The sequence below is a fragment of the Streptomyces sp. NPDC047000 genome (assembly GCF_040644295.1).
Lineage (GTDB): Bacteria > Actinomycetota > Actinomycetes > Streptomycetales > Streptomycetaceae > Streptomyces.
In genome coordinates, this window is record NZ_JBEYWE010000022.1 from 107,102 (window position 1) to 127,172 (window position 20,071).

Below are 20,071 nucleotides of genomic sequence, written 5' to 3' on the forward strand. Positions count from 1 at the left end.
GGTGTTTCGCCGCCCTCGCCCGCGCAGTGCCGCGGGGCCGCACCGGTATACGGCTCCGCCGCGCGGTTGCGCCCGGCCAGGACGCCCCCGCATTCGCCCGCGGCGTTTCCGGGGCACCCCGACGGTGAAAGGCCCCCGAGCGCATCGCACCGAACGATGGCCGACGCGCCGCGAGGCGTCACGCGCCGCGAGGCGTCACGCGCCGCGAGGCGTCACGCGTCGCCGGGCTCCTCGCCCCGCTCCCGCCGCCGAAGCTCCTCCTCGCGCCGCCGGAGATCGGCTTCCCACTCCTTGAGCAGTTCCTCGTCCCGCGAACCGGCCGCGGACCCGCGATCGGCCTTGAGGGAGTTCAGGAACTCGGGATTGTCATCGGGCGCGACCCACCCGGAACGGGAACCGCCACCGGCGTCCGCGTCCGCCCCCGAACCACGCCCGGCACCGGAACCGGCACCCGCGCCGCCGGGCCCCCGCCCCCCGCCCGCGGCGACCGGCCGCCGCCCGAGGAACAGCCAGGCCAGCGGCCCCACGACGATTTCGGCGAACACCAGGATCACGACGAACCACACCACCTTCGGCAGCCCCCGCACCTCCTCCTCCGGAGTGTTGAGGCAGTCCACGAAGGCGTAGATCATCAGCGCCAGGACCAGCAGGACGGGCAGCAACCTGAGCATGGTCGGGCATTCCCCCCAGGGGTGAGCGACGGGGCCAGGGACGGCCCCGGTGACAGGTCCAGGCTAGTGGCTGACAGATACTGGGACACATGGCTTACGACGATCTTCGCTCCCTGCTCAGGGCACTGGAGCGCGAGGGCGACCTCAAGCGCATCAAGGCCGAGGTGGACCCGTACCTGGAGGTCGGGGAGATCGTCGACCGGGTGCAGAAGTCCGGCGGTCCCGCGCTGCTCTTCGAGAACGTGAAGGGCTCCGCGATGCCCCTCGCGATGAACGTGTTCGGCACCGACCGCCGCCTGCTGAAGGCGCTCGGCCTGAAGTCGTACGGCGACATCAGCGACAAGATCGGCGGCCTGCTGCGCCCCGAGCTGCCGCACGGCTTCGTCGGGGTCCGCGAGGCGTTCGGCAAGCTCGGCACGATGACGCACGTACCGCCGAGGAAGGTCAAGGACGCCCCGGTGCAGGAGGTCGTCCTGCACGGCGACGACGTGGACCTCACCGCACTCCCCGCGCTGTTCACCTGGCCGCAGGACGGCGGCTCCTTCTTCAACCTGGGCCTCACCCACACCAAGGACCCCGAGACCGGCGTCCGCAACCTCGGCCTGTACCGCCTCCAGCGCCACGACCGCCGCACCATCGGCATGCACTGGCAGATCCACAAGGACAGCCGCAACCACTACCAGGTCGCCGCCCGCCGCGGTGAGCGCCTCCCCGTGGCGATCGCCTTCGGCTGCCCGCCCTCCGTGACCTACGCGGCCACCGCCCCGCTGCCCGGCGACATCGACGAGTACCTGTTCGCCGGGTTCGTCGCGGGCAAGCGGATCGAGATGACGGACTGCAAGACCGTGCCGCTCCAGGTCCCGGCGAACGCCGAGGTCGTGCTGGAGGGCTGGCTGGAGCCCGGCGAGACGCGCCCGGAGGGCCCCTTCGGCGACCACACCGGCTTCTACACCCCGCAGGAGCCGTTCCCCGCGCTGACCATCGACTGCGTGACGATGCGCAGGCGCCCGCTGCTCCAGTCCATCGTCGTGGGCCGCCCCCCGACCGAGGACGGCCCCCTCGGCCGCGCCACGGAGCGCTTCTTCCTCCCGCTCCTCAAGGTCATCGTGCCGGACATCGTGGACTACCACCTCCCCGAGGCCGGCGGCTTCCACAACTGCGCGATCGTGTCGATCGACAAGAAGTACCCGAAGCACGCGCAGAAGGTGATGCACGCCGTGTGGGGCGCCCACATGATGTCGCTCACCAAACTGATCGTCGTCGTGGACGCCGACTGCGACGTGCACGATCTGCACGAGGTCGCCTGGCGCGCGCTCGGCAACACCGACTACTCCCGCGACCTCACGGTCGTCGAGGGCCCCGTCGACCACCTCGACCACGCCTCCTACCAGCAGTTCTGGGGCGGCAAGGCGGGCATCGACGCGACACGCAAGTGGCCCGAGGAGGGGTACACCCGGGACGGCGGCTGGCCCGAGATGGTCCTGTCCGACCCGGAGACGGCGGCGACGGTCGACCGCCGGTGGAAGGAGTACGGGCTGTGACCAGCGCATCGGCGGCGATCCCGCAGCCAGGGCGCACCAGGGCGTTCCTCCGCCTGGTGATGATCGAGCACTCCGTCTTCGCGCTGCCCTTCGCGTACATCGCGGCCCTCACCGCGATGTACGAGACGGACCGCAACGTCCACTGGGGCCGGCTGCTGCTGGTCACCGTCTGCATGGTGGGCCTGCGCACCTTCGCGATGGCCGTCAACCGCATCATCGACCGCGAGATCGACGCCCGTAACCCCCGCACCGCGCAGCGCGAACTGGTCACCGGCGCCATGTCGGTCCGGCACGCCTGGACCGGCGCGCTGACAGCGGTCGTGATCTTCCTCGGCTCGGCGGCGCTGCTCAACCCGCTGTGCCTGGCCCTGGCGCCCGTCGCGGTGATCCCGATGGTGGTCTACCCGTACGGCAAGCGGTTCACCAACTTCCCGCAGGCCATCCTGGGCCTCGCCCAGGCCATGGGCCCGGTCGGCGGCTGGCTGGCGATCACCGGTCAGTGGTCCTGGGACGCGGTGATCCTCGGCCTGGCGGTGGGCATATGGATCGGCGGCTTCGACCTGATCTACGCCTGCCAGGACGTCGAGACCGACCGCGCCATAGGCGTCATGTCGGTCCCGGCCCGCTTCGGCATCCCGGCGGCGATCCGCGCGGCCCGCGTCTGCCACGCCCTCACCACGGCCCTGTTCGTCTGGTACGCCCTCGCCATCGGCGCCGGCGCCTTCTTCTGGCTCGGCCTGCTGATCGTCGCGGCGGCCTTCGTCTACGAGCACTCCATCGTCCGCCCCCACGACCTGTCCCGCCTCGACCGGGCGTTCTTCTCCACCAACGGCTTCATCGGGATCAGCCTCTTCGGGTGCGCCCTGATCGACCTTCTGGTGAGGGGCCTGACGATCTGAGGGCCCACCGGCCGCCCTCTTGCGCGGGGGAGGCCGACCCGTCCTGAACACGCTCCGTACCCCCGGTAGGCTCAGGGTGTGAACGCAGGAGAAACGCAGCGCGTGCCTTGGATCGTGGGGGTGTCCGGGGCGTCCGGGACGCCGTACGCCGCCGCGGTGCTGCGTGCGCTGCTCGACGCCGGGGAGGGCGTCGACCTGGTCGTCAGCCGGGCCTCGCGGCTCACCCTGCTCGACGAGACCGGCATCTCCTTCCGCGACGCCCACTGGCGGGAGGACCTGGGGGAGTGGCTGGCGCGCGGCGCGGACGGCAAGCCGGGGACCTACGAGGTGGACCTCACCGGCGTGCGCCACTGGAACGCCGGTGACCTCGCCGCCGGGCCGTCCTCGGGCTCGTACCCCTGCAAGGGCATGCTGATCGTGCCCGCCTCCACGGCGTGCGTCGCCGGAGTGGCGCTCGGGCTGTCCAAGGACCTGCTCCAGCGGGTGGCGAGCGTGACCCTCAAGGAGGGCCGCAAGCTCGTGGTCGCGGTCCGGGAGACCCCGCTGAACGGCCAGACGCTACGGCACCTGGTGGCGCTGGACGACGCAGGCGCGACCGTGCTGCCCGCCTCGCCGGGCTTCTACGCGGGCGCCACACACATCCAGGACCTCGTCGACTTCGTCGCCGGACGCGTCCTCGACGCGGCGGGCGTACGGCACTCGCTCTACCGGCGCTGGAAAGGGGAACTCGGGGGCGGAGGCGGGGCGGCCGGTTCCTCCTGAGCCCCGGGTTCCTCCTGGCTCCTCCCACGGGCGCGCGTACCGGGACCTGTTCCCGGCACGCAGACCTCGTCCACGTCCCTCACCTTGTGCCGGACCCTTCAGCCAGATCCTTTCGCCAGACCTTTTCGCCAGACCTTTTCGCCAGACCTTTTTGCCAGACCTTGTCGGACCACCCCGCAGACTCGTGGAGATCCTCAGGGATCTCCTTCTCACCGGAAGGCTTCGATCGCATGGACGCGGTGGACAGGCAGCTCATCCAGGCCCTGAGAGAGAACGGCCGGGCCTCCTACGCGGAGCTGGGGCGCCTCGTCGGCCTGTCGGGACCCAGTGTCACCGACCGCATCAACCGCCTGGAGACGGCCGGTGTCATCACCGGGTACCGGGCCACGGTGGACGCAGCCTCGCTCGGTCTCGGCGTCACCGCCCTGATCGGCATCTCGCTCTCCGACGCCACCGACCACGAGGACGTCACGCACCGTCTGAGGGACCTGCCCGAGATCGAGGACTGCTGGTTCATCGCCGGCGACGACTCGTTCATGCTCAAGGTGCGCGCCGCGGACGTCGACGGCCTGGAGCGCATCATCCGGCGGCTGAGCGGCACCAAGGGCGTCTCCCGGACCCGTACCACCATCGTGCTGTCCACGAAGTGGGAGAACAGGGTGGGTGAGCTGCCCGAAGAGGTGTGACGGCACACGCGTTACGGTGGGGCGGTCGTCGTCGGGGGAGAGGTTCGGAGAAAGGTGCGGTGCGGACATGGACGTCGGGCTCAAGCGTGAGCTGGAGGACAAGGTCAGGTCGGGAGTCCGGCTGACCCGTGAGGACGGCATCGCGCTGTACGAGTCGGACGACCTCGCCTGGCTCGGCGGTCTCGCGCACGAGGTGCGCACCGCCAGGAACGGCGACGTGGTCCACTTCAACGTCAACCGGCACCTCAACATGACCAACGTGTGCACGGCCTCCTGCGCCTACTGCTCGTTCCAGCGCAAGCCGGGCGAGAAGGACGCGTACACGATGCGCATCGAGGAGGCCGTACGCCTCGCCGGGGAGATGAAGGCGGACGGGCTCACCGAGCTGCACATCGTCAACGGCCTCCACCCCAACCTGCCCTGGCGCTACTACCCGCGTTCGCTGCGGGAGCTGAAGGCCGCCCTGCCCGGCGTGTCGCTGAAGGCGTTCACGGCGACCGAGATCCACCACTTCGAGACCATCTCCGGGCTGTCGGCCTCCGAGATCCTCGACGAACTCATCGACGCGGGGCTGGAGTCGCTGACCGGCGGCGGCGCGGAGATCTTCGACTGGGAGGTGCGGCAGCACATCGTGGACCACCGCACCCACTGGGAGGACTGGTCCCGCATCCACCGCCTGGCGCACGAGAAGGGTCTCAGGACCCCGTGCACCATGCTCTACGGCCACATCGAGGAACCCCGCCACCGCGTCGACCACGTACTGCGGCTGCGCGAACTCCAGGACGAGACCGGCGGGTTCCAGGTCTTCATCCCGCTCCGCTACCAGCACGACTTCGTCGACATGAAGGACGGCAAGGTCCGCAACAGGCTCCAGGCGCGGACCACGATGGCGACGGGCGCGGAGTCCCTGAAGACCTTCGCGGTCTCCCGCCTCCTCTTCGACAACGTGCCGCACGTCAAGGTCTTCTGGGTGATGCACGGTCTCCGGACCGCCCAACTGGCGCTCCAGCACGGCGCGGACGACATGGACGGCTCGGTCGTCGAGTACAAGATCACGCACGACGCCGACAACTACGGCACGCCGGGCAAGCTGACCCGCGAGGACCTCCTGGACCTCATCCGCGACGCCGGCTTCCGCCCGGTCGAACGCAACACGCGCTACGAGATCATCCGCGAGTACGACGGCCCCGACCCGGCCCGCCGCGACGAGCCCCAGGCGATGCGGGTCTGACCCGTGTCCCTCACGTTCGAGCTCGACCCCGCCATGACCCCCGCCCTGCGCGACGGCGTCCTCACCCTGTGGACGGACGTCTCCAACGCGGGCGGGGCCGTCGGACACGTCCCGCCGGTCACCTGTGAGGACGTCCGGCCCGGCCTGATCCGGCACCTGACCGCGATGGCCGAGGGACGGATGCGGCTGCTCGTCGGACACGACGGGCAGGGGCGGGTCGCCGCCACCGCCTTCTTCGCCTTCAACACGCACAACCCCCTGATGGCCCACTGGGTGTGGCTGTACACCCTCATGGTCCACCCCCGCCACCAGGGCGCCGGGTCCGGCCGCGCCCTCCTGGCCGCCGCCGCGGACGCCGCCCGCGGCTTCGCGGGCATCGACGCCGTCCGCCTCACCTGCCGCGGCGGCCTCGGCCTGGAGCACTTCTACGGCTCCTGCGGCTACCAGGAGGTCGGCAGGGTGCCCGGCGCGATCCGGGTGGGCCCGGGGGACGACCGCGACGACATCACGATGCTGCTCACCCTGTGAGGACCGGGGCGGGGCCCGCCCGCCCCGCCCGCCCCGCCGTGAAGATCGGCGGCCCGGCGTGCTTCACTGGACGACGGCCTCCGGGAATGCCGGGATCGTTCGGAAACGGAAGTGTGGATTGAGATGCTCCGCTACACGCTGATGCGCCTCGGGGTCTTCGCGGGCACCTTCGTGGTGGTCTGGGGCCTCGTCTACCTGGGCGTCGCCCCGCGCGGCCTCGGCGCCTCCAACGGCCTGTGGGTCGTCCTGCTGTCCCTGGTGATCTCCGCGCCGGTCAGCTTCGTCGTGCTGCGCAAGGAACGGGACCGGGCGTCCGAGCAGATCGTGGAGCGGGTCGACCGGGCCAAGGCCAACCTGGAGGCCAACCGGCGCCAGGAGGACGGCGCGGACGACGCGGCGCGGGCACAGGGGCAGGCTTCGTAGGTCCCCACTACCCTGGCCCCCATGGGTGCCGTGAAGACCAAGCGGATGCCGCGTGCGGTCCGGGAGCAGCAGATGCTGGACGCCGCCGTACGGATCTTCGGGCAGCGCGGCTACATGGCCGCGTCGATGGACGAGATCGCCGAACTGGCCGGCGTGTCCAAGCCGTTGGTGTACCTGTACCTGAACTCGAAGGACCACCTCTTCACCGCCTGCGTCCGTCGCGAGGCCGACGCGCTGACGGCCGCCGTACGGGCCGGGGTGCGCCCCGGGCTTCCCGCCGACCGGCAGCTGTGGGACGGGCTGCTGGCGTTCTTCACGCACACCGCGCGGCACCCGGACGGCTGGTCCGTGCTGCACCGGCAGGCCCGTACGCACGGGGAGCCGTTCGCCGCGCAGGTGATGGCGATGCGTGAGGAGATCGTCGCCTTCGTGACCCACCTGATCGCGGACGCGGCCCGCACGGCCCACCGCGACCCGGACCTGCCGGAGACCGAGGTCGCCGGCCTGGCGGAGGCCCTGGTGGGCGCCGCGGAGTCCCTGGCGGCCTGGGCCAACACCACCCCGGGCATCACGGCCCGCCAGACGGCGACCACCCTGATGAACTTCGCCTGGGCAGGCCTCTCCAACCTGATGCACAACCACCCCTGGACCCCACCCCACCCCTGACCCCCACCGAAGGGGCGCGGGGAACTGCGCGACAAGCCCCCCACGCACCCGCAGCCACACCACCTCCCCAACCCCCCAAAAAAGGGGCGCGGGGAACTGCGCAAAACCCCCCACGCACCCGCACATTTCCCCCGCCCCCCAGCGGAGCTAAACCGCTCCCCACCGCCGCAACGCAGGCGCAACCCGCCGCCGCCCCACCCCGTACAACCGCTTCGCCCCCCGCCCCGCAACCCGCCGGACGGCCCCCCGTACACGCCCCCGCCCCCCGCCCGAGGGACCCGGCAGCGGCCGTCCCGCCAGGTCGAGCCCATGGCGGCTCAGCAGGCCCTCCAGGTAGATCCCGGCCCGCTGCGGCGTGTAGTACGGCCGCAGCACGGGCAGCGAACCCGCGGAGCCGAGCGCGCTCACCCGCTCCCGCGCGGCGGCGTACGCGTCCGCCTTGCCGATGCCCTGCGTGGCCGTCCATTCCGGCCGGGCCCGCGGCAGCGCCCCCGCGTCGAGGTCGTCCCACGACGCCAGGCAGCCGGAGTGCAGGAAGTAGTGGTTGCCGTGCGCCTCGCGGACGCCGAAGTCGGTGAGGACGGCGGTGGGGATACCGCGGTGCATGGCCTCCAGCGCGGCCGTGGAACTGACGGTGACCAGCAGGTCGGTGCGGTCGAGGACCTCGCTCATGTTGCCGTGGACCAGCTGGAGGTTGGCGGGGGCGGGTTCGCCGAGTTCGCCGACGAGGTGCTGGTAGGGATCGGCCTCGACGTGCGTGGTGTGCTCACCGGGCAGGCTGCGCAGCTTGATCAGCACCTGGCGGCCGGGGTGGCGGCGGGCGTGTCCCGCGGCCCGTTCCAGCAGCCGCAGCCGCTCGGCCCTGCCCTTCGGCACGGACGGCTGGACCGCGAAGGTGACGGTGAACGGCCGTTCCCCGGACGGCAGATAGGGGGCGCCGTCCAGGAACGGCAGCGCGCATTCCACGACCGAGCCGGGGTCGACACCGACGCCCGCGAAGGCCGCGGCGAACCGCTCCGCGTCGTAGGCCGAGTTGGCGAGGACGACATCGGTGCCCGCGCGGGTCATCAGTCCGTCGACCATCTTCTCGTAGACCACGCCGACGTAGCCGCTGACGGTGACCGGCCGCCGCTGCCGCCCTTCCCAGGCCAGTCCGAGGCTGTGCGTCAGGGTGAGGACGGTGCCGCCGGCGACGGCCATCACGACGACGGCGGCCTCGGCGAGTTCCTCGCTGCCGACGAGGTCGGTGACGCTCAGTTCGCGCTGCGAGTCGGGTGTGATGCCGACCTCGGCGAGCTGGCGCTCGGTGGGGGTGGAGCGGCCGCGCAGGAAGTACGCGTCCAGGGTGTGCCCGGGGGCGAGCTGCCGGGCCACGGAGGCACCCCACTTCCAACGGGTGTCCGAGTCGGCGATCACGGCGATGGATCGTCTGGTGCTGGGTGACATGGCCAGACGTTAGAAAGGCGATCTGAGGACCGGATGAGGGGTGTCTTCAAGGTCCTTCGGAAATCTGGGAGTTGCCTGTGCGGGAGGGGGCGGATGCCCTGGTGGCGGCGGGTGGGGAGGGGTCGGGCGCCCCGTCCGGTCACCGGCTGTTCGTCAGGTGTTCAGGTGTGAGGGGCCGGTTCCGCGGTCACCCGGAGGGGTCGGGCCGCCGCCGGTCCGTGAGCCGCGTCAGCTCGCCGCTCACATGGACCCGCTCGCGCGTCGCGTCCCGCAGGTCGAACCGCCCGCCGCCGTCGGCGCCGTAGACCACCGTGCCCGGCAGCGGTACGGGGGCCCGGAAGGCGGCCCGGACGTGGACGGCTCCGCCCGGCGGGACGCCGTGCGCGGCGAGACAGCGGGCCAGGGTCCACATGCCGTGCGCGATGGCGCGCGGGAAGCCGAAGAGGCGGGCGGTCAGCGGAGAGAGGTGGATCGGGTTGCGGTCACCGGAGACCGCGCCGTAGCGCCGCCCGATGTCGTCACCGAGCCGCCAGGCGGCCACCGGGGGAAGGGGGCCGGCGGTCCCCGCCGTCGGCGCCTTCGCCGTCGTCCCCCCGGGCGCGCTCTCCGTGCGATGGCGGGCCAGATACGTGCTGACGGACTCCCACACCGCGCCCCCGCCCGCCGCGGGCCGCAGCTCCGTGCGGACGACCGCCTCCGTGCCCCGCCGGTGCGGCCTCAACCCGTCGATCCGTACGGCGAGTTCGTACGTCCCGTCGGCCGGGAGCGGCGCGTGCCGGGTGATCCCGATCGACGTGTGGACCAGTCCCAGCAGCGGCAGCGGGAACCCCGGCCCGCTCATCAGCCGCAGGGCGAGCGGGAAGCCCAGCACGTGCGGGTACGGCAGCGGCAGGGTGTCCCTCTCGGCGTCCTCCCCGGCGGTGAAGCCGCACAGCCGCTCGTAGGCGCACAGCCGGGCGAGGTCGGCGCGCCGGCCGGGCAGCACCAGCCGGGCGGCGGGGTGGGCGGCGTCGGGGGAGGGGTGCCGCCGGAAGGGGGAGCGGAGGGCGCCGCGCAGCAGGAGCGGCGTGAGGGCGGGGACGCGGGCGAGGACGACGGAAGAGGTGTCACCGGAGGTGCCACCGGCGGACGCGCCGCCCGCCGGGTCCGGACCGCGACGATCGGCCGCCCTGTGTTCCACGCCTCTCCCCCTCTGTGACCTGAGTCGCCCGTATCCGGGTTGTCCGGGCCTTACCCCGTTCCTGACTCCGGAGTAAGGTTACCGAAGGTAAGAGTAGGTCATGGCGGACATGACGGAAGCGCACACCGGAAGACGGACCGTCCCGGAATCCGCCCAGGACCCGCACGGGCTCCCCGTACGACCACCGTGGCATCCCGGTCCCGTGAACAACCTGGTACGCCCGGCGCGTACCCCCGTGCAGCGGAGCGGTACCCAGCTACCAGCCACCCGGCTGCCGGCCCCAGGAGCTGCCATGCCCATCTCGTACTCGACCACGCCCGTCCCCCCGCCCGCCGCCCTGACGGACCTCGACCGCGACGGCGGCCCGGTGCTGGTGGAACCGGAGACCCGGCGCCTGGACGGCGAGGTGCGGGAGGTGTCGATGCCCCCGCTGGTCCCGGCGGTGACGCACGGCTCGCTGGCCGACCTGCCCTTCGAGAACGCGGCGGCCGACCCGGACCGCCCGGTGATCAGCCGCCGTACGCCGGACGGCGCGGGCTGGACGGACCTGACGGCGGCCGAGTTCGCGGCGGACGTCCTGGGCGTGGCGAAGGGCCTGATAGCGGAGGGCCTGGCGCCGGGCGACCGCATCGCGGTGATGGCCCGCACCCGCTACGAATGGACGCTCCTGGACTTCGCGGCCTGGGCGGCCGGCCTGGTGACCGTCCCCGTCTACCCCACCTCTTCCGTCTTCCAGGCTTGCTGGATCCTCCAGGACGCGGGCGCGGTCGCCCTGGTCACGGAGACGGCGGCGCAGGCGGCGGCGCTGGGTCCGGAACTCGGCCGGCTGCCGGACCTGCGGCGCATGTGGGTGATGGACAAGGGTCACGTGGACCGCCTGCGGGAAGCCGGGGAGGCCGCGGACGCGGCCGTCCCGGACCAGGAGGTGGAGGTGCGCCGGGGCATGCTCGGCCCGGACACCCTGGCCACCCTGATCTACACCTCGGGTACGACCGGCCGCCCGAAGGGCTGCGCGCTGACGCACGGCAACTTCCTCGCGGAGACGGACAACGCGGTCGAACTGCTGTACCCCGTCTTCAGGGCGAAGGAGTCGGTGGAACCCGCCACCCTCCTCTTCCTCCCCCTCTCCCATGTCTTCGGCCGCATGGTGGCGGTGGCGTGCGTACGGGCGCGGGTACGGCTGGGCCACGCGCCGAGCCTGAAGGCGGCGGACCTGCTGACCGACCTGGCGAGCTTCCGCCCGACATTCCTGCTGGCGATCCCGTACATGCTGGAGAAGGTCTACAACAGCGCGCGGGCCAAGGCCGAACAGGGCGGCAAAGCCGCGTCGTTCGACCGGGCGGCGGCGGTGGCCCGCCGCTGGGCGGAGGCCCAGGAGGCCCGCCGGTCGGGCACCGGCCCCGGCCCGAACACCGGCCTGAAAGCCGCCCGCGCGCTCTACGACCCCCTCGTCTACCGCCGTATCCGGGGCGCCCTGGGCGGTCGCCTCCGCTACCTGATCTGCGGAGGCTCCCCGCTCGGCCGCTCCCTCGCGGCCTTCTACACCGGGGCGGGCCTCCAGATCTTCGAGGGCTACGGCCTCACCGAGACGACCGGCGCGGCGACCGTCACCCCGCCCCTCAAACCCCGCCTGGGCACGGTCGGCTGGCCGCTGCCCGGCATGAAGGTCCGTATAGCGGTGGACGGCGAGATCCTGCTCTCCGGCGCCCCGGTGTTCCGCGGCTACTGGGACCCGCACGCGGGCGGAGTGGTCCCCGCCGCCCCGGACGGCTGGTTCCCGACCGGGGACATAGGCCGCCTGGACGACGAGGGCTACCTCACCATCACCGGCCGCAAGAAGGAGATCCTGATCACGACGGGCGGCAAGAACGTGGCGCCGGCCCCGCTGGAGAACTGGCTGCGCGCCCACCCCCTGATCTCCCACTGCCTGGTGGTCGGCGACCGCCGCCCCTACATCACCGCCCTCATCACCCTCGACACGGACGGCATCACCCACTGGCGCCGGATGAACGGCAAGCACCCCGTCCCCGCCGAACTCCTCACCGACGACCCCGACCTCCTGGCCGTCCTCCAGCGAGCCGTCGACGAGGCCAACAAGATGGTCTCCCGCCCGGAGTCGATCAGGAAGTTCGCGGTCCTCCCGACCGACTTCGACGAGTACTCCGGCCACCTGACCCCGTCCATGAAACTCCGCCGCCCGGCCGTCCTGCGGGACTTCGCCGAGGTGGTGGAGGCCCTGTACGGAACGTAGCGGGCGGCAGCGGAAAGCAGGGGTGAGAAATCCGCGCGGCGATGTCGAGAAGCCGTGGCGGGCTCCGTCCCCGGGGTGAGCGCGACCAGAATGGGTCGTACCAGGACCGGATCGAGGAGAACCGTCATGGCCAAGTACCTGCTGCTCAAGCACTACCGAGGCGCCCCGGCGGCCGTCAACGACATCCCGATGGACCAGTGGACGCCGGAGGAGATCTCGGCCCACGTGCAGTACATGCGGGACTTCGCGGCGCGGCTGGAGGAGAGCGGGGAGTTCGTCGACGGGCAGGCCCTCGCGCCCGAGGGCTCCTGGGTCCGGTACGACGGTGAGGGGCGCCCGCCGGTCACCGACGGCCCGTTCGCCGAGACCAAGGACCTCATCGCCGGCTGGATGGTGATCGACGTCGACAGCCACCGGCGTGCCGTCGAGCTGGCCGGGGAACTGTCGGCCGCCCCCGGGGCGGGCGGGAAGCCGATCCACGAGTGGCTGGAGGTGCGCCCCTTCCTGGCCGCCCCGCCCACCGTCATGGACTGCCATGGATGAGGTACTGCTCCGCAGTCTCACGCCGGGCGTCCTCGCCGTCCTCGTCCGCCGCGGAGCCGACTTCGCGGCGGCCGAGGACGCCGTGCAGGACGCGCTGGTGGAGGCCGTCCGCGTCTGGCCGGCCGACCCGCCGCGGGACGCGAAGGGCTGGCTCGTGACCGTGGCCTGGCGGCGGTTCCTCGACGCCCGGCGGGCGGACGCCGCCCGCCGCCGGCGCGAGGACCTCGTCGAGGAGGAGCCCGGACCCGACACCGCCTCCGTCTCCGCCGTGGACGACACCCTCCAGCTCTACTTCCTCTGCGCCCACCCCTCCCTCACCCCGGCCTCCGCCGTCGCGCTCACCCTGCGCGCGGTCGGCGGCCTCACCACCCGCCAGATCGCCCAGGCCTACCTGGTGCCCGAGGCGACGATGGCGCAGCGCATCAGCCGGGCCAAGCGCACCGTCTCCGGAGTGCGCTTCGACCGGCCCGGCGACGTCGCCACCGTGCTGCGCGTCCTCTATCTCGTCTTCAACGAGGGCTACTCCGGCGACGTCGACCTCGCCGCCGAGGCCATCCGGCTCACCCGGCAGCTCGCCGCCGTCATCGACCACCCCGAGGTCGCCGGGCTGCTCGCCCTGATGCTGCTCCACCACGCCCGCCGGGCCGCCCGTACCGCTCCGGACGGCAGCCTGGTCCCGCTCGCCGAGCAGGACCGCGGCCGGTGGGACACGGCGATGATCGCCGAGGGCGTCGGGATCCTCCAGGCCGCCCTCGCCCGCGACCGGCTGGGCGAGTTCCAGGCGCAGGCCGCCGTCGCCGCCCTGCACGCCGACGCGCCCACCGCCGAGGAGACCGACTGGGTGCAGATCGTCGAGTGGTACGACGAACTCGTCCGCCTGACCGGCAGCCCCGTCGTCCGCCTCAACCGCGCGGTCGCCGTCGGCGAGGCCGACGGCCCCCGCGCGGGGCTCGCCGCGCTGGCCGGCCTGGACCCGTCACTGCCCCGCCACACCGCGGCGGCGGCCTACCTCCACGAACGCGACGGCGACCTCGCGACGGCGGCGCGCCTGTACGCCGAGGCGGCCCGCCGGGCCTCCGATCTCGCCGAACGCGACCACCTGACCCGCCAGGCGGCCCGCCTCAACTCCCGGCGGCGCGGCTGACGGCATCGCGAGCAGGACGCCCCCCGCGTCGGGGAGTCCGTCCGCCTTCTCCGGCAGCTCCGGCCTCGGGGCCCGTACGCCCCCTTTCCTCGCGCCGATCGCGTCCGGGCCGTAGCCGACCGGTTCGCCGGACTCCTTCCGGGTCAGGCCCTTCCGCCCGCGCAGCGGCCTGAGTTGCTTGCCCGGGGCAACGAAAGGCCCCGTCGTTCCGTCGGCCTCCACCGGAGTCTCCCGCCTCCGCTCCCGTGTCACGTTCGTCACCGCCTTCACTTCTCCATGGGCACGGGCGACGGACCGAAGGTGAACGCAGGGCAGCCGTACGGTTACACGCGGTTGTCGGTCCGTGCTTGGCCGACGTAGGTTCGCGTCGCCACGCTGAGTCATGTGAACGGCGGAATCCCCACCGGGATCCCCACCCGGCGGGTGCCTCGGGAGACCCCCGGCGCCGAACTCGCCCGGCTCTTCCCGCCCACGCCCCTCGGTGCGCGGCGGGCCCGGCACCGGACGGCCGGTCGACCCGGAGCCCGGGGATACCCCCAGGGCAGCGACGTGAGTGACACCGCGTGCCACCTCGTGGCGGAACCCGCGGCGCACGCCGTGACCCACGGGCGGCTGCCCGGAAGGGACTTCGGGGTACGGCTGCCGCTCCTCGCGGAGGGCGCGCCGCGGATCGAGGCCGGTGGCGCGCGAGGTGACCGTCCGTTGCGTTCCGAGGAGCCGCCGGACGGCGAGAGCGGGCGCGGGCCGGTGCTCCTGGTGCTACTCGTGTGCCCGTGGGGCCTCTTGACGCGCAAGATCGACAAGGCCGTGTGGGCGGAGGTCGGTTGTGGTCTCGTTACGACAAAATCTTGACTTGACATAGCCACCCACAGTTAGCTGTCCGTCACTTGAGGAGCGCAGTCGCTCCCCAGTTCGGAAGGCCCCCTTTGTGAAACCTGCCACCACAAGCCGAGCCGCCGTGCGCCGAACCGCCACTGCCATGGTCGTCTCGTGCTGCTCCCTCTCACTCGCCGCATGCGGCGTGATCGCCGACGCCGGTTCGGGAAGTTCGGCTTCCCCGACCAAGGGCGACGACATCACGGTCGGGCTCCTGCTGCCCGACCGGGACACCGCGCGTTACGCGCGCTTCGACTACCCCATCATGAAGAAGGAGGTCGCCTCCCTCACCAACGGCCGGGGCAAGCTCGTCTACCTCAACGCCGAGGCGAGCATCCCCAAGCAGAGCCGGCAGTTCCAGCAGCTGATCGACCAGAAGGTCGACGTGGTGGTCGTGGACGCGATCGACTCCACGGCCATCGCCTCCGAGGTGAAGAAGTCGAAGGCGGCCGGCATCCCGGTCATCGCCTACGACCGGCTCGCCGAGGGGCCGATCGACGCGTACGTCTCGCACGACAACGAGCTCGTCGGCGAGGTGCAGGGCCGGACCCTGCTGGAGGCGCTCGGCTCGAAGGCGGCCAGCAGCAAGATCATCATGATGAACGGCGACCCGGCCGACCCGAACGCGGGACGGTTCAAGGCGGGCGCGCTGAGCGAGCTCAACGGCAAGGTCAACATCCTCAAGGAGTACGACACCGACAAGTGGTCGCCCGACGTCGCCAAGGCCAACATGAAGAAGGCCATCCAGACGTACGGGCTGTCCAACATCGCCGCTGTCTACTCCGCGAACGACGGTATCGCCGGTGCGGCCGTCGACGCGCTGAAGGCCGCCGGTGCCACCAAGATCCCGCCGCTGACGGGTCAGGACGCGAACCTGGACGCCGTGCAGCGCATCGTCGCCGGTACCCAGTACATGACGGTCTACAAGCCGTTCGCCGACGAGGCGGAGGCCGCCGCGAAGATGGCGGTGGCCAAGGTCAAGGGGCACAGCATCGAGTTCGACGCGCTGACCAGCGACCGGGTCAACAGCCCGACCAACAAGAAGATCCCCGCGATGCTGGTGGCGGTGGTCTCGGTGACCAAGGACAACATCAAGGACACGCTGATCGAGGACGACGTCTACACGGTCGACCAGATCTGCACCCCCGCCTACGCCGCCGACTGCGCGGCCATCGGCCTCAAGTGAGGTGACCGCCGTCCGGACATGTCCGGAGAGCTGACGCCGTCCGGTCCTCCGGTCGTGTGACGCGGTCCGTGGGCGCGGCCTCTGTGCCGCCCGCGGGCCGCGTTTGTTTTCGGCGGAGACCTGGCCGCGCGTCGCGCCGCGTGATACGGCCGAAGGGGTGAGCCGGGTACCGGGACGAGGGGACAATTCCCCGGGAATTCACCGGCCGCCGACTTGAAAGATCACCCGGTTGGTGCCTGCCGTCCGGGCGAAGGCGGCGGAAGGTGAAAATTGTGTGAAAAAGGCAGGAGCCCCGGCGCTGGAATGCGCGGGGCTCCTTGGGTACTGCGATCGAGCGACGTCGGGCGACGTCTGATGACGGCTTATGCCGCTGTCAGACGGGGGTGACGTTCTCCGCCTGCGGACCCTTCGGGCCCTGCGTCACGTCAAAGCTCACCTGCTGGTTCTCCTCAAGGGAGCGGAAGCCGGAGGCGTTGATCGCGGAGTAGTGCACGAAGACGTCGGGGCCGCCGCCCTCCTGGGCGATGAAGCCAAAGCCCTTTTCGGCGTTGAACCACTTAACGGTTCCGGTAGCCATAAGCCCTCCCTGGGCTCACAAAGGGTTGCCCTGCTCCAGAACCTGCAAGTGTGAGCGAGTGCCGCACTAAGCAATTGTCTGAAAACGACGAGAGCCCGCGGTCACATGCTCCGCAGGCTCTGTACTGCAAGGGAAACCAAACTGCAACTTGCTGCGAGCGTAGCACGCAGGCAGGGAAAAGCAATAGGGGTCAAGATCACGTCACCCGGACGTTTGAACCGCGGCCCACGGGGATGACGACCGGGCCCTCCGGAGGGGGCGATCCGGCCCGCCGGAGCGGGCGGCCGGAGCCGTCCGGGCCCGGCGACAGCACCGTACCCCGCAGGGGCTAGTCTCGCGATGTGGACATTCCTCGCACCCGGCCCCGTGTAGGTCACATCCAGTTCCTGAACTGCCTGCCCTTGTACTGGGGGCTCGCGAGAACCGGCACCCTCCTCGACTTCGACCTCACCAAGGACACCCCGGAGAAGCTCAGCGAGCGGCTGGTGCGCGGCGACCTGGACATCGGTCCGATCACCCTCGTCGAGTTCCTCAAGCACGCCGGCGACCTCGTCGCGTTCCCCGACATCGCCGTCGGCTGCGACGGCCCGGTGATGTCCTGCGTGATCGTCTCCCAGGTCCCCCTGGAGCAGCTCGACGGCGCCCGCGTCGCCCTCGGCTCGACCTCCCGCACCTCCGTCCGCCTCGCCCAGCTCCTGCTGGCCGAGCGCTACGGCGTACGGCCCGACTACTACACCTGCCCGCCCGACCTCAGCGTGATGATGCAGGAGGCCGACGCCGCCGTACTCATCGGCGACGCCGCCCTGCGCGCCAACCTCCTCGACGGGCCCCGCTACGGCCTCACCGTCCACGACCTCGGCGCGCTCTGGAAGGAATGGACCGGGCTGCCCTTCGTCTTCGCGGTCTGGGCCGCCCGGCGCGACTACCTGGAGCGCGAGCCCGCCATCACCCGCCGGGTGCACGAGGCCTTCCTCTCCTCCCGCGACCTCTCCCTGGAAGAGGTCGGCAAGGTCGCCGAGCAGGCCGCCCGCTGGGAGGCCTTCGACGAGGAGGTCCTGGAGCGCTACTTCACCACCCTCGACTTCAGCTTCGGCGCCCCGCAGCTCGCGGCCGTCGCCGAGTTCGCCCGCCGCGTCGGCCCGACGACCGGTTTCCCCGCCGACGTAGAGGTGGAACTGCTCCAGCCGTAACCTGCGTCTCAGACCTGCGCCCGGTGATCCGGGCGCACCGGGCGAGGGGGAGTGGGCGCCATGCAGCCGCTGGGAGCGGACGAACCCGCCGTCGTGGGGCCCTACCGGCTGCTCGGCCGGCTCGGCGCGGGCGGGATGGGCCGCGTCTACCTGGGCCGCAGCGCGGGCGGCCGTACGGTCGCCGTGAAGATCGTGCACCCGCACTTCGCCCTCGACGAGGAGTTCCGCGCCCGCTTCCGCAGAGAGGTCGAGGCCGCGCGGCGGGTCGGCGGCGCCTGGACCGCGCCCGTCCTCGACGCCGACCCGGAGGCCGCGGTGCCCTGGGTCGCCACCGCCTACGCCGCCGGACCCTCCCTCGCCCAGGCCGTCTCCGACGGCGGACCGCTGCCCCCGGCCACCGTACGGGCCCTCGGCGCCGGTCTCGCGGAAGCCCTCGCCGCCGTGCACGACCTCGGGCTCGTCCACCGCGACGTCAAGCCCTCCAACGTGCTCCTCACCCTCGACGGCCCCCTCCTCATCGACTTCGGCATCGCCCGCGCCATGGAAGGCACCGCCTCCCTCACCTCCTCCGGCGTCTCCATCGGCTCACCCGGCTACATGGCGCCCGAGCAGATCCTCGGCAAGGGCGTCTTCGGCGCCGCCGACGTCTTCTCGCTCGGCGCGGTCCTCGTCCACGCCGCCACCGGCGAGCCGCCCTTCCCCGGCGACTCCTCCGCCTCCCTGCTCTACAAGGTCGTGCACGAGGAACCCGTGCTCGGCGCCCTCGGCGGAGAACTCCGGGAGGTGGCGGCGGCCTGCCTGGCCAAGGATCCCGGCGCGCGGCCCGCCCCGGGCGAGGTGGCCCGGCGGCTCGCGCCCGGCGGGGCGGCCCGGCTGGTGGCGGGCGGGTGGCTGCCGGGGGCGCTGGTGGAGCAGGTCAGCCGGGGCGCGGTGCGGCTGCTGAACCTGGAGGCGGACGGGGGAGCGGGGGCGGGGGCTTCGGTGCCGGTTCCGGTGCCGGGTGCGGGTGAGCCTGCGGGTTCCGGTTCCGGTTCCGGTACGGGTGCGGGGTCGGGGCCGGTGGGGTTCACGCGGGCTTCGGTGGGGGCGGAGGAGCGGGTTCCCGGGGGCGGGGAGCAGCAGGGCGCGGTGAGCGGGGCGCAGGGGGCCGCGGGGGTGTTCGGGCCCGCGCCGGTGATGCCGGTCGTCCTGCCGGCCCCGGCCTCGGCCCCGGACGTCTCCGTCCCGGGTGTTCCGGTTCCGGGCGCCCCGGCTCCGGGCGCGTTTGGGGCCGTCCCCTCCGGCGCCCACGCCGTCGTACCGCCGCAGGACGCGCCGCCGTACGACGCCACCGTGCCGCCCGCGCGGGGTGAGCGGCCCGGCAAGGTGTCCGTCTCCCTCGCCGCGGCCTCCGTACCCGGGACCGGCGGGCGGGGCCGGCGGGTCAGCTGCACCGTGGCGCTCGCCGTCGCCGGGGCGCTCGCGGCGGTGACCGTGGGGACGGTCCTCGTGCTCCGGATGCTGCCGGACGGCGGGAGGAACGACTCGGCGAGCAGCGGCGCCGCCTCCGCGTCACCCGGCGGGTCGCCCGCCGCGTCCCCCTCGGTGACCGGCACCGGCCGACCCACCTCCGGCTCCAGCGCCACCGGCGAACCCACCCCCCGCTCCAGCGCCACCGGCGGTGACAGCGGCAGCGGGACCGGGACCGGCGCCGTGCCCGCTCGCTACCTCGGCGTCTGGGAGGGGCAGGGCAGCGGGCTCGGGGGGACCGTCCCCATGGGCACCTTCCGGGTCACGCTGCACCAGGCCCGGGTCGGTGCGGAGCTGGGCAGGGTCCGCAACACCGACCCCCTCGGCACCAGCGTCTGCGTCGACGTCCTCACCCTGGAGAAGGCGACGGAGGGACGGCTCGTCGCGCGGGCGAAGGGTGCCGCCGGCAACCCGGGCACCTGCGACACGGCCTCCAGCACCGTGGAACTCACCCCGCTTCGCGACGGGCTCAAGTACGAGTCCGACAGCTCGGGTTCGGGCAGGCCCGTGGCGCGTCTGGCGCGGCTGGGCTGAGCCGTACGCCGGGCGGCCCCAGGACGCCCCGGGCCGTATCCGGCGTACGGAGAGCGCTGGCGTAGGCTGGCCGGGTCCGTCCACAACCCTTGACGAAAGGGACGCCCGGTGACCGAGAAGGCCGACCTCCAGTCCGTGCTCGACCGTGCCGCCGAGGGCGGCCGGATCACGCCCGAGGAGGCACTCGCCCTCTACCGGGACGCCCCGCTGCACGCGCTCGGCGCGGCC

Annotated in this window: 18 protein-coding genes and 1 pseudogene; 15 read left to right on the top strand and 4 right to left on the bottom strand. The window is 72.3% G+C overall.

The annotated features are described in order from the left end of the window. Positions 1-212: 212 nt before the first annotated feature. Positions 213-671: a PLD nuclease N-terminal domain-containing protein gene (locus ABZ862_RS28625; RefSeq protein WP_360963916.1), complete on the bottom strand. Its 459-nt coding sequence runs from the start codon at positions 669-671 to the stop codon at positions 213-215. An 89-nt stretch (positions 672-760) separates the two neighbouring features. On the opposite strand from ABZ862_RS28625, the gene ABZ862_RS28630 reads away from it, so the two are divergent. The 8 genes from ABZ862_RS28630 to ABZ862_RS28665 all read left to right on the top strand — a co-directional run bounded on the left by ABZ862_RS28630 (position 761) and on the right by ABZ862_RS28665 (position 7,407). Next, positions 761-2,212, top strand: coding sequence for a menaquinone biosynthesis decarboxylase (locus ABZ862_RS28630; RefSeq protein WP_360963918.1), 1,452 nt, complete (start codon positions 761-763; stop codon positions 2,210-2,212). Then, a complete protein-coding gene (mqnP, locus tag ABZ862_RS28635; protein WP_360963921.1) occupies positions 2,209-3,111 on the top strand; it encodes a menaquinone biosynthesis prenyltransferase MqnP in 903 nt (300 codons plus the stop codon). Before ABZ862_RS28630 ends, mqnP begins: the two co-directional genes overlap by 4 nt. Positions 3,112-3,213: 102 nt before the next feature. Continuing rightward, on the top strand, positions 3,214-3,873 hold the full coding sequence (locus tag ABZ862_RS28640; RefSeq protein WP_360963924.1) for a UbiX family flavin prenyltransferase: 660 nt from the start codon (positions 3,214-3,216) through the stop codon (positions 3,871-3,873). 230 nt (positions 3,874-4,103) lie between these two features. Then, positions 4,104-4,559: an Lrp/AsnC family transcriptional regulator gene (locus ABZ862_RS28645; protein WP_360963927.1), complete on the top strand. Its 456-nt coding sequence runs from the start codon at positions 4,104-4,106 to the stop codon at positions 4,557-4,559. A 67-nt stretch (positions 4,560-4,626) separates the two neighbouring features. Then, positions 4,627-5,790, top strand: coding sequence for an aminofutalosine synthase MqnE (mqnE, locus tag ABZ862_RS28650; RefSeq protein WP_360963930.1), 1,164 nt, complete (start codon positions 4,627-4,629; stop codon positions 5,788-5,790). 3 nt (positions 5,791-5,793) lie between these two features. Further along, the gene (locus ABZ862_RS28655) at positions 5,794-6,318 is read left to right on the top strand and encodes a GNAT family N-acetyltransferase (RefSeq protein ID WP_360963933.1); all 525 of its coding nucleotides are present in this window, start codon (positions 5,794-5,796) and stop codon (positions 6,316-6,318) included. Positions 6,319-6,441: 123 nt separating this feature from the next. After that, positions 6,442-6,741: a DUF4229 domain-containing protein gene (locus tag ABZ862_RS28660; protein ID WP_360963936.1), complete on the top strand. Its 300-nt coding sequence runs from the start codon at positions 6,442-6,444 to the stop codon at positions 6,739-6,741. 21 nt (positions 6,742-6,762) lie between these two features. Continuing rightward, positions 6,763-7,407 (top strand): TetR/AcrR family transcriptional regulator, encoded by a 645-nt coding sequence (locus tag ABZ862_RS28665; protein ID WP_360963939.1) that lies wholly within the window; start codon positions 6,763-6,765, stop codon positions 7,405-7,407. Between the two features lie 147 nt (positions 7,408-7,554). Here ABZ862_RS28665 and ABZ862_RS28670 read toward each other — a convergent pair whose 3' ends face one another. Both ABZ862_RS28670 and ABZ862_RS28675 read right to left on the bottom strand, forming a co-directional pair. Further along, the gene (locus tag ABZ862_RS28670; protein ID WP_360963942.1) at positions 7,555-8,853 is read right to left on the bottom strand and encodes a DUF6716 putative glycosyltransferase; all 1,299 of its coding nucleotides are present in this window, start codon (positions 8,851-8,853) and stop codon (positions 7,555-7,557) included. Positions 8,854-9,040: 187 nt separating this feature from the next. After that, entirely contained in the window at positions 9,041-9,913 is an 873-nt protein-coding gene (locus ABZ862_RS28675; RefSeq protein ID WP_360963981.1) for a MaoC/PaaZ C-terminal domain-containing protein, read from the bottom strand. 412 nt (positions 9,914-10,325) lie between these two features. Between ABZ862_RS28675 and ABZ862_RS28680 the strand changes: the two genes are divergently transcribed. The 4 genes from ABZ862_RS28680 to ABZ862_RS28695 all read left to right on the top strand — a co-directional run bounded on the left by ABZ862_RS28680 (position 10,326) and on the right by ABZ862_RS28695 (position 16,033). Continuing rightward, the gene (locus ABZ862_RS28680) at positions 10,326-12,284 is read left to right on the top strand and encodes an AMP-binding protein (protein ID WP_360963944.1); all 1,959 of its coding nucleotides are present in this window, start codon (positions 10,326-10,328) and stop codon (positions 12,282-12,284) included. Between the two features lie 126 nt (positions 12,285-12,410). After that, on the top strand, positions 12,411-12,827 hold the full coding sequence (locus tag ABZ862_RS28685; RefSeq protein ID WP_360963947.1) for a YciI family protein: 417 nt from the start codon (positions 12,411-12,413) through the stop codon (positions 12,825-12,827). Then, positions 12,820-13,971 carry a DUF6596 domain-containing protein gene (locus ABZ862_RS28690; protein WP_360963950.1) on the top strand — a complete coding sequence of 384 codons (1,152 nt, stop codon included), beginning with the start codon at positions 12,820-12,822 and terminating at the stop codon, positions 13,969-13,971. The genes ABZ862_RS28685 and ABZ862_RS28690 overlap by 8 nt, the downstream gene beginning before the upstream one ends. Positions 13,972-14,950: 979 nt before the next feature. Further along, the gene (locus ABZ862_RS28695; RefSeq protein WP_360963952.1) at positions 14,951-16,033 is read left to right on the top strand and encodes a substrate-binding domain-containing protein; all 1,083 of its coding nucleotides are present in this window, start codon (positions 14,951-14,953) and stop codon (positions 16,031-16,033) included. A gap of 373 nt (positions 16,034-16,406) precedes the next feature. Here ABZ862_RS28695 and ABZ862_RS28700 read toward each other — a convergent pair whose 3' ends face one another. Beyond that, on the bottom strand, positions 16,407-16,610 hold the full coding sequence (locus ABZ862_RS28700) for a cold-shock protein (RefSeq protein ID WP_003992177.1): 204 nt from the start codon (positions 16,608-16,610) through the stop codon (positions 16,407-16,409). Between the two features lie 341 nt (positions 16,611-16,951). On the opposite strand from ABZ862_RS28700, the gene ABZ862_RS28705 reads away from it, so the two are divergent. The 3 genes and pseudogenes from ABZ862_RS28705 to ABZ862_RS28715 all read left to right on the top strand — a co-directional run. Continuing rightward, complete coding sequence (locus ABZ862_RS28705) at positions 16,952-17,800, top strand: menaquinone biosynthesis protein (RefSeq protein WP_360963955.1); 849 nt, start codon at positions 16,952-16,954, stop codon at positions 17,798-17,800. A 60-nt stretch (positions 17,801-17,860) separates the two neighbouring features. Next, positions 17,861-19,843 (top strand): protein kinase, encoded by a 1,983-nt coding sequence (locus ABZ862_RS28710; protein ID WP_360963958.1) that lies wholly within the window; start codon positions 17,861-17,863, stop codon positions 19,841-19,843. A gap of 108 nt (positions 19,844-19,951) precedes the next feature. Continuing rightward, positions 19,952-20,071 (top strand): annotated as a pseudogene (locus ABZ862_RS28715) (dehypoxanthine futalosine cyclase); the annotation flags it as partial.

Excerpts from the sequence above, each read along its gene's own strand:
- ABZ862_RS28625 (WP_360963916.1), bottom strand. The coding sequence starts at position 671 with ATGCTCAGGTTGCTGCCCGTCCTGCTGGTCCTGGCGCTGATGATCTAC.
- ABZ862_RS28630 (WP_360963918.1), top strand. The coding sequence starts at position 761 with ATGGCTTACGACGATCTTCGCTCCCTGCTCAGGGCACTGGAGCGCGAG.
- ABZ862_RS28645 (WP_360963927.1), top strand. The coding sequence starts at position 4,104 with ATGGACGCGGTGGACAGGCAGCTCATCCAGGCCCTGAGAGAGAACGGC.
- mqnE (WP_360963930.1), top strand. The coding sequence starts at position 4,627 with ATGGACGTCGGGCTCAAGCGTGAGCTGGAGGACAAGGTCAGGTCGGGA.
- ABZ862_RS28660 (WP_360963936.1), top strand. The coding sequence starts at position 6,442 with ATGCTCCGCTACACGCTGATGCGCCTCGGGGTCTTCGCGGGCACCTTC.
- ABZ862_RS28665 (WP_360963939.1), top strand. The coding sequence starts at position 6,763 with ATGGGTGCCGTGAAGACCAAGCGGATGCCGCGTGCGGTCCGGGAGCAG.
- ABZ862_RS28670 (WP_360963942.1), bottom strand. The coding sequence starts at position 8,853 with ATGTCACCCAGCACCAGACGATCCATCGCCGTGATCGCCGACTCGGAC.
- ABZ862_RS28680 (WP_360963944.1), top strand. The coding sequence starts at position 10,326 with ATGCCCATCTCGTACTCGACCACGCCCGTCCCCCCGCCCGCCGCCCTG.
- ABZ862_RS28685 (WP_360963947.1), top strand. The coding sequence starts at position 12,411 with ATGGCCAAGTACCTGCTGCTCAAGCACTACCGAGGCGCCCCGGCGGCC.
- ABZ862_RS28690 (WP_360963950.1), top strand. The coding sequence starts at position 12,820 with ATGGATGAGGTACTGCTCCGCAGTCTCACGCCGGGCGTCCTCGCCGTC.
- ABZ862_RS28695 (WP_360963952.1), top strand. The coding sequence starts at position 14,951 with ATGGTCGTCTCGTGCTGCTCCCTCTCACTCGCCGCATGCGGCGTGATC.
- ABZ862_RS28700 (WP_003992177.1), bottom strand. The coding sequence starts at position 16,610 with ATGGCTACCGGAACCGTTAAGTGGTTCAACGCCGAAAAGGGCTTTGGC.
- ABZ862_RS28710 (WP_360963958.1), top strand. The coding sequence starts at position 17,861 with ATGCAGCCGCTGGGAGCGGACGAACCCGCCGTCGTGGGGCCCTACCGG.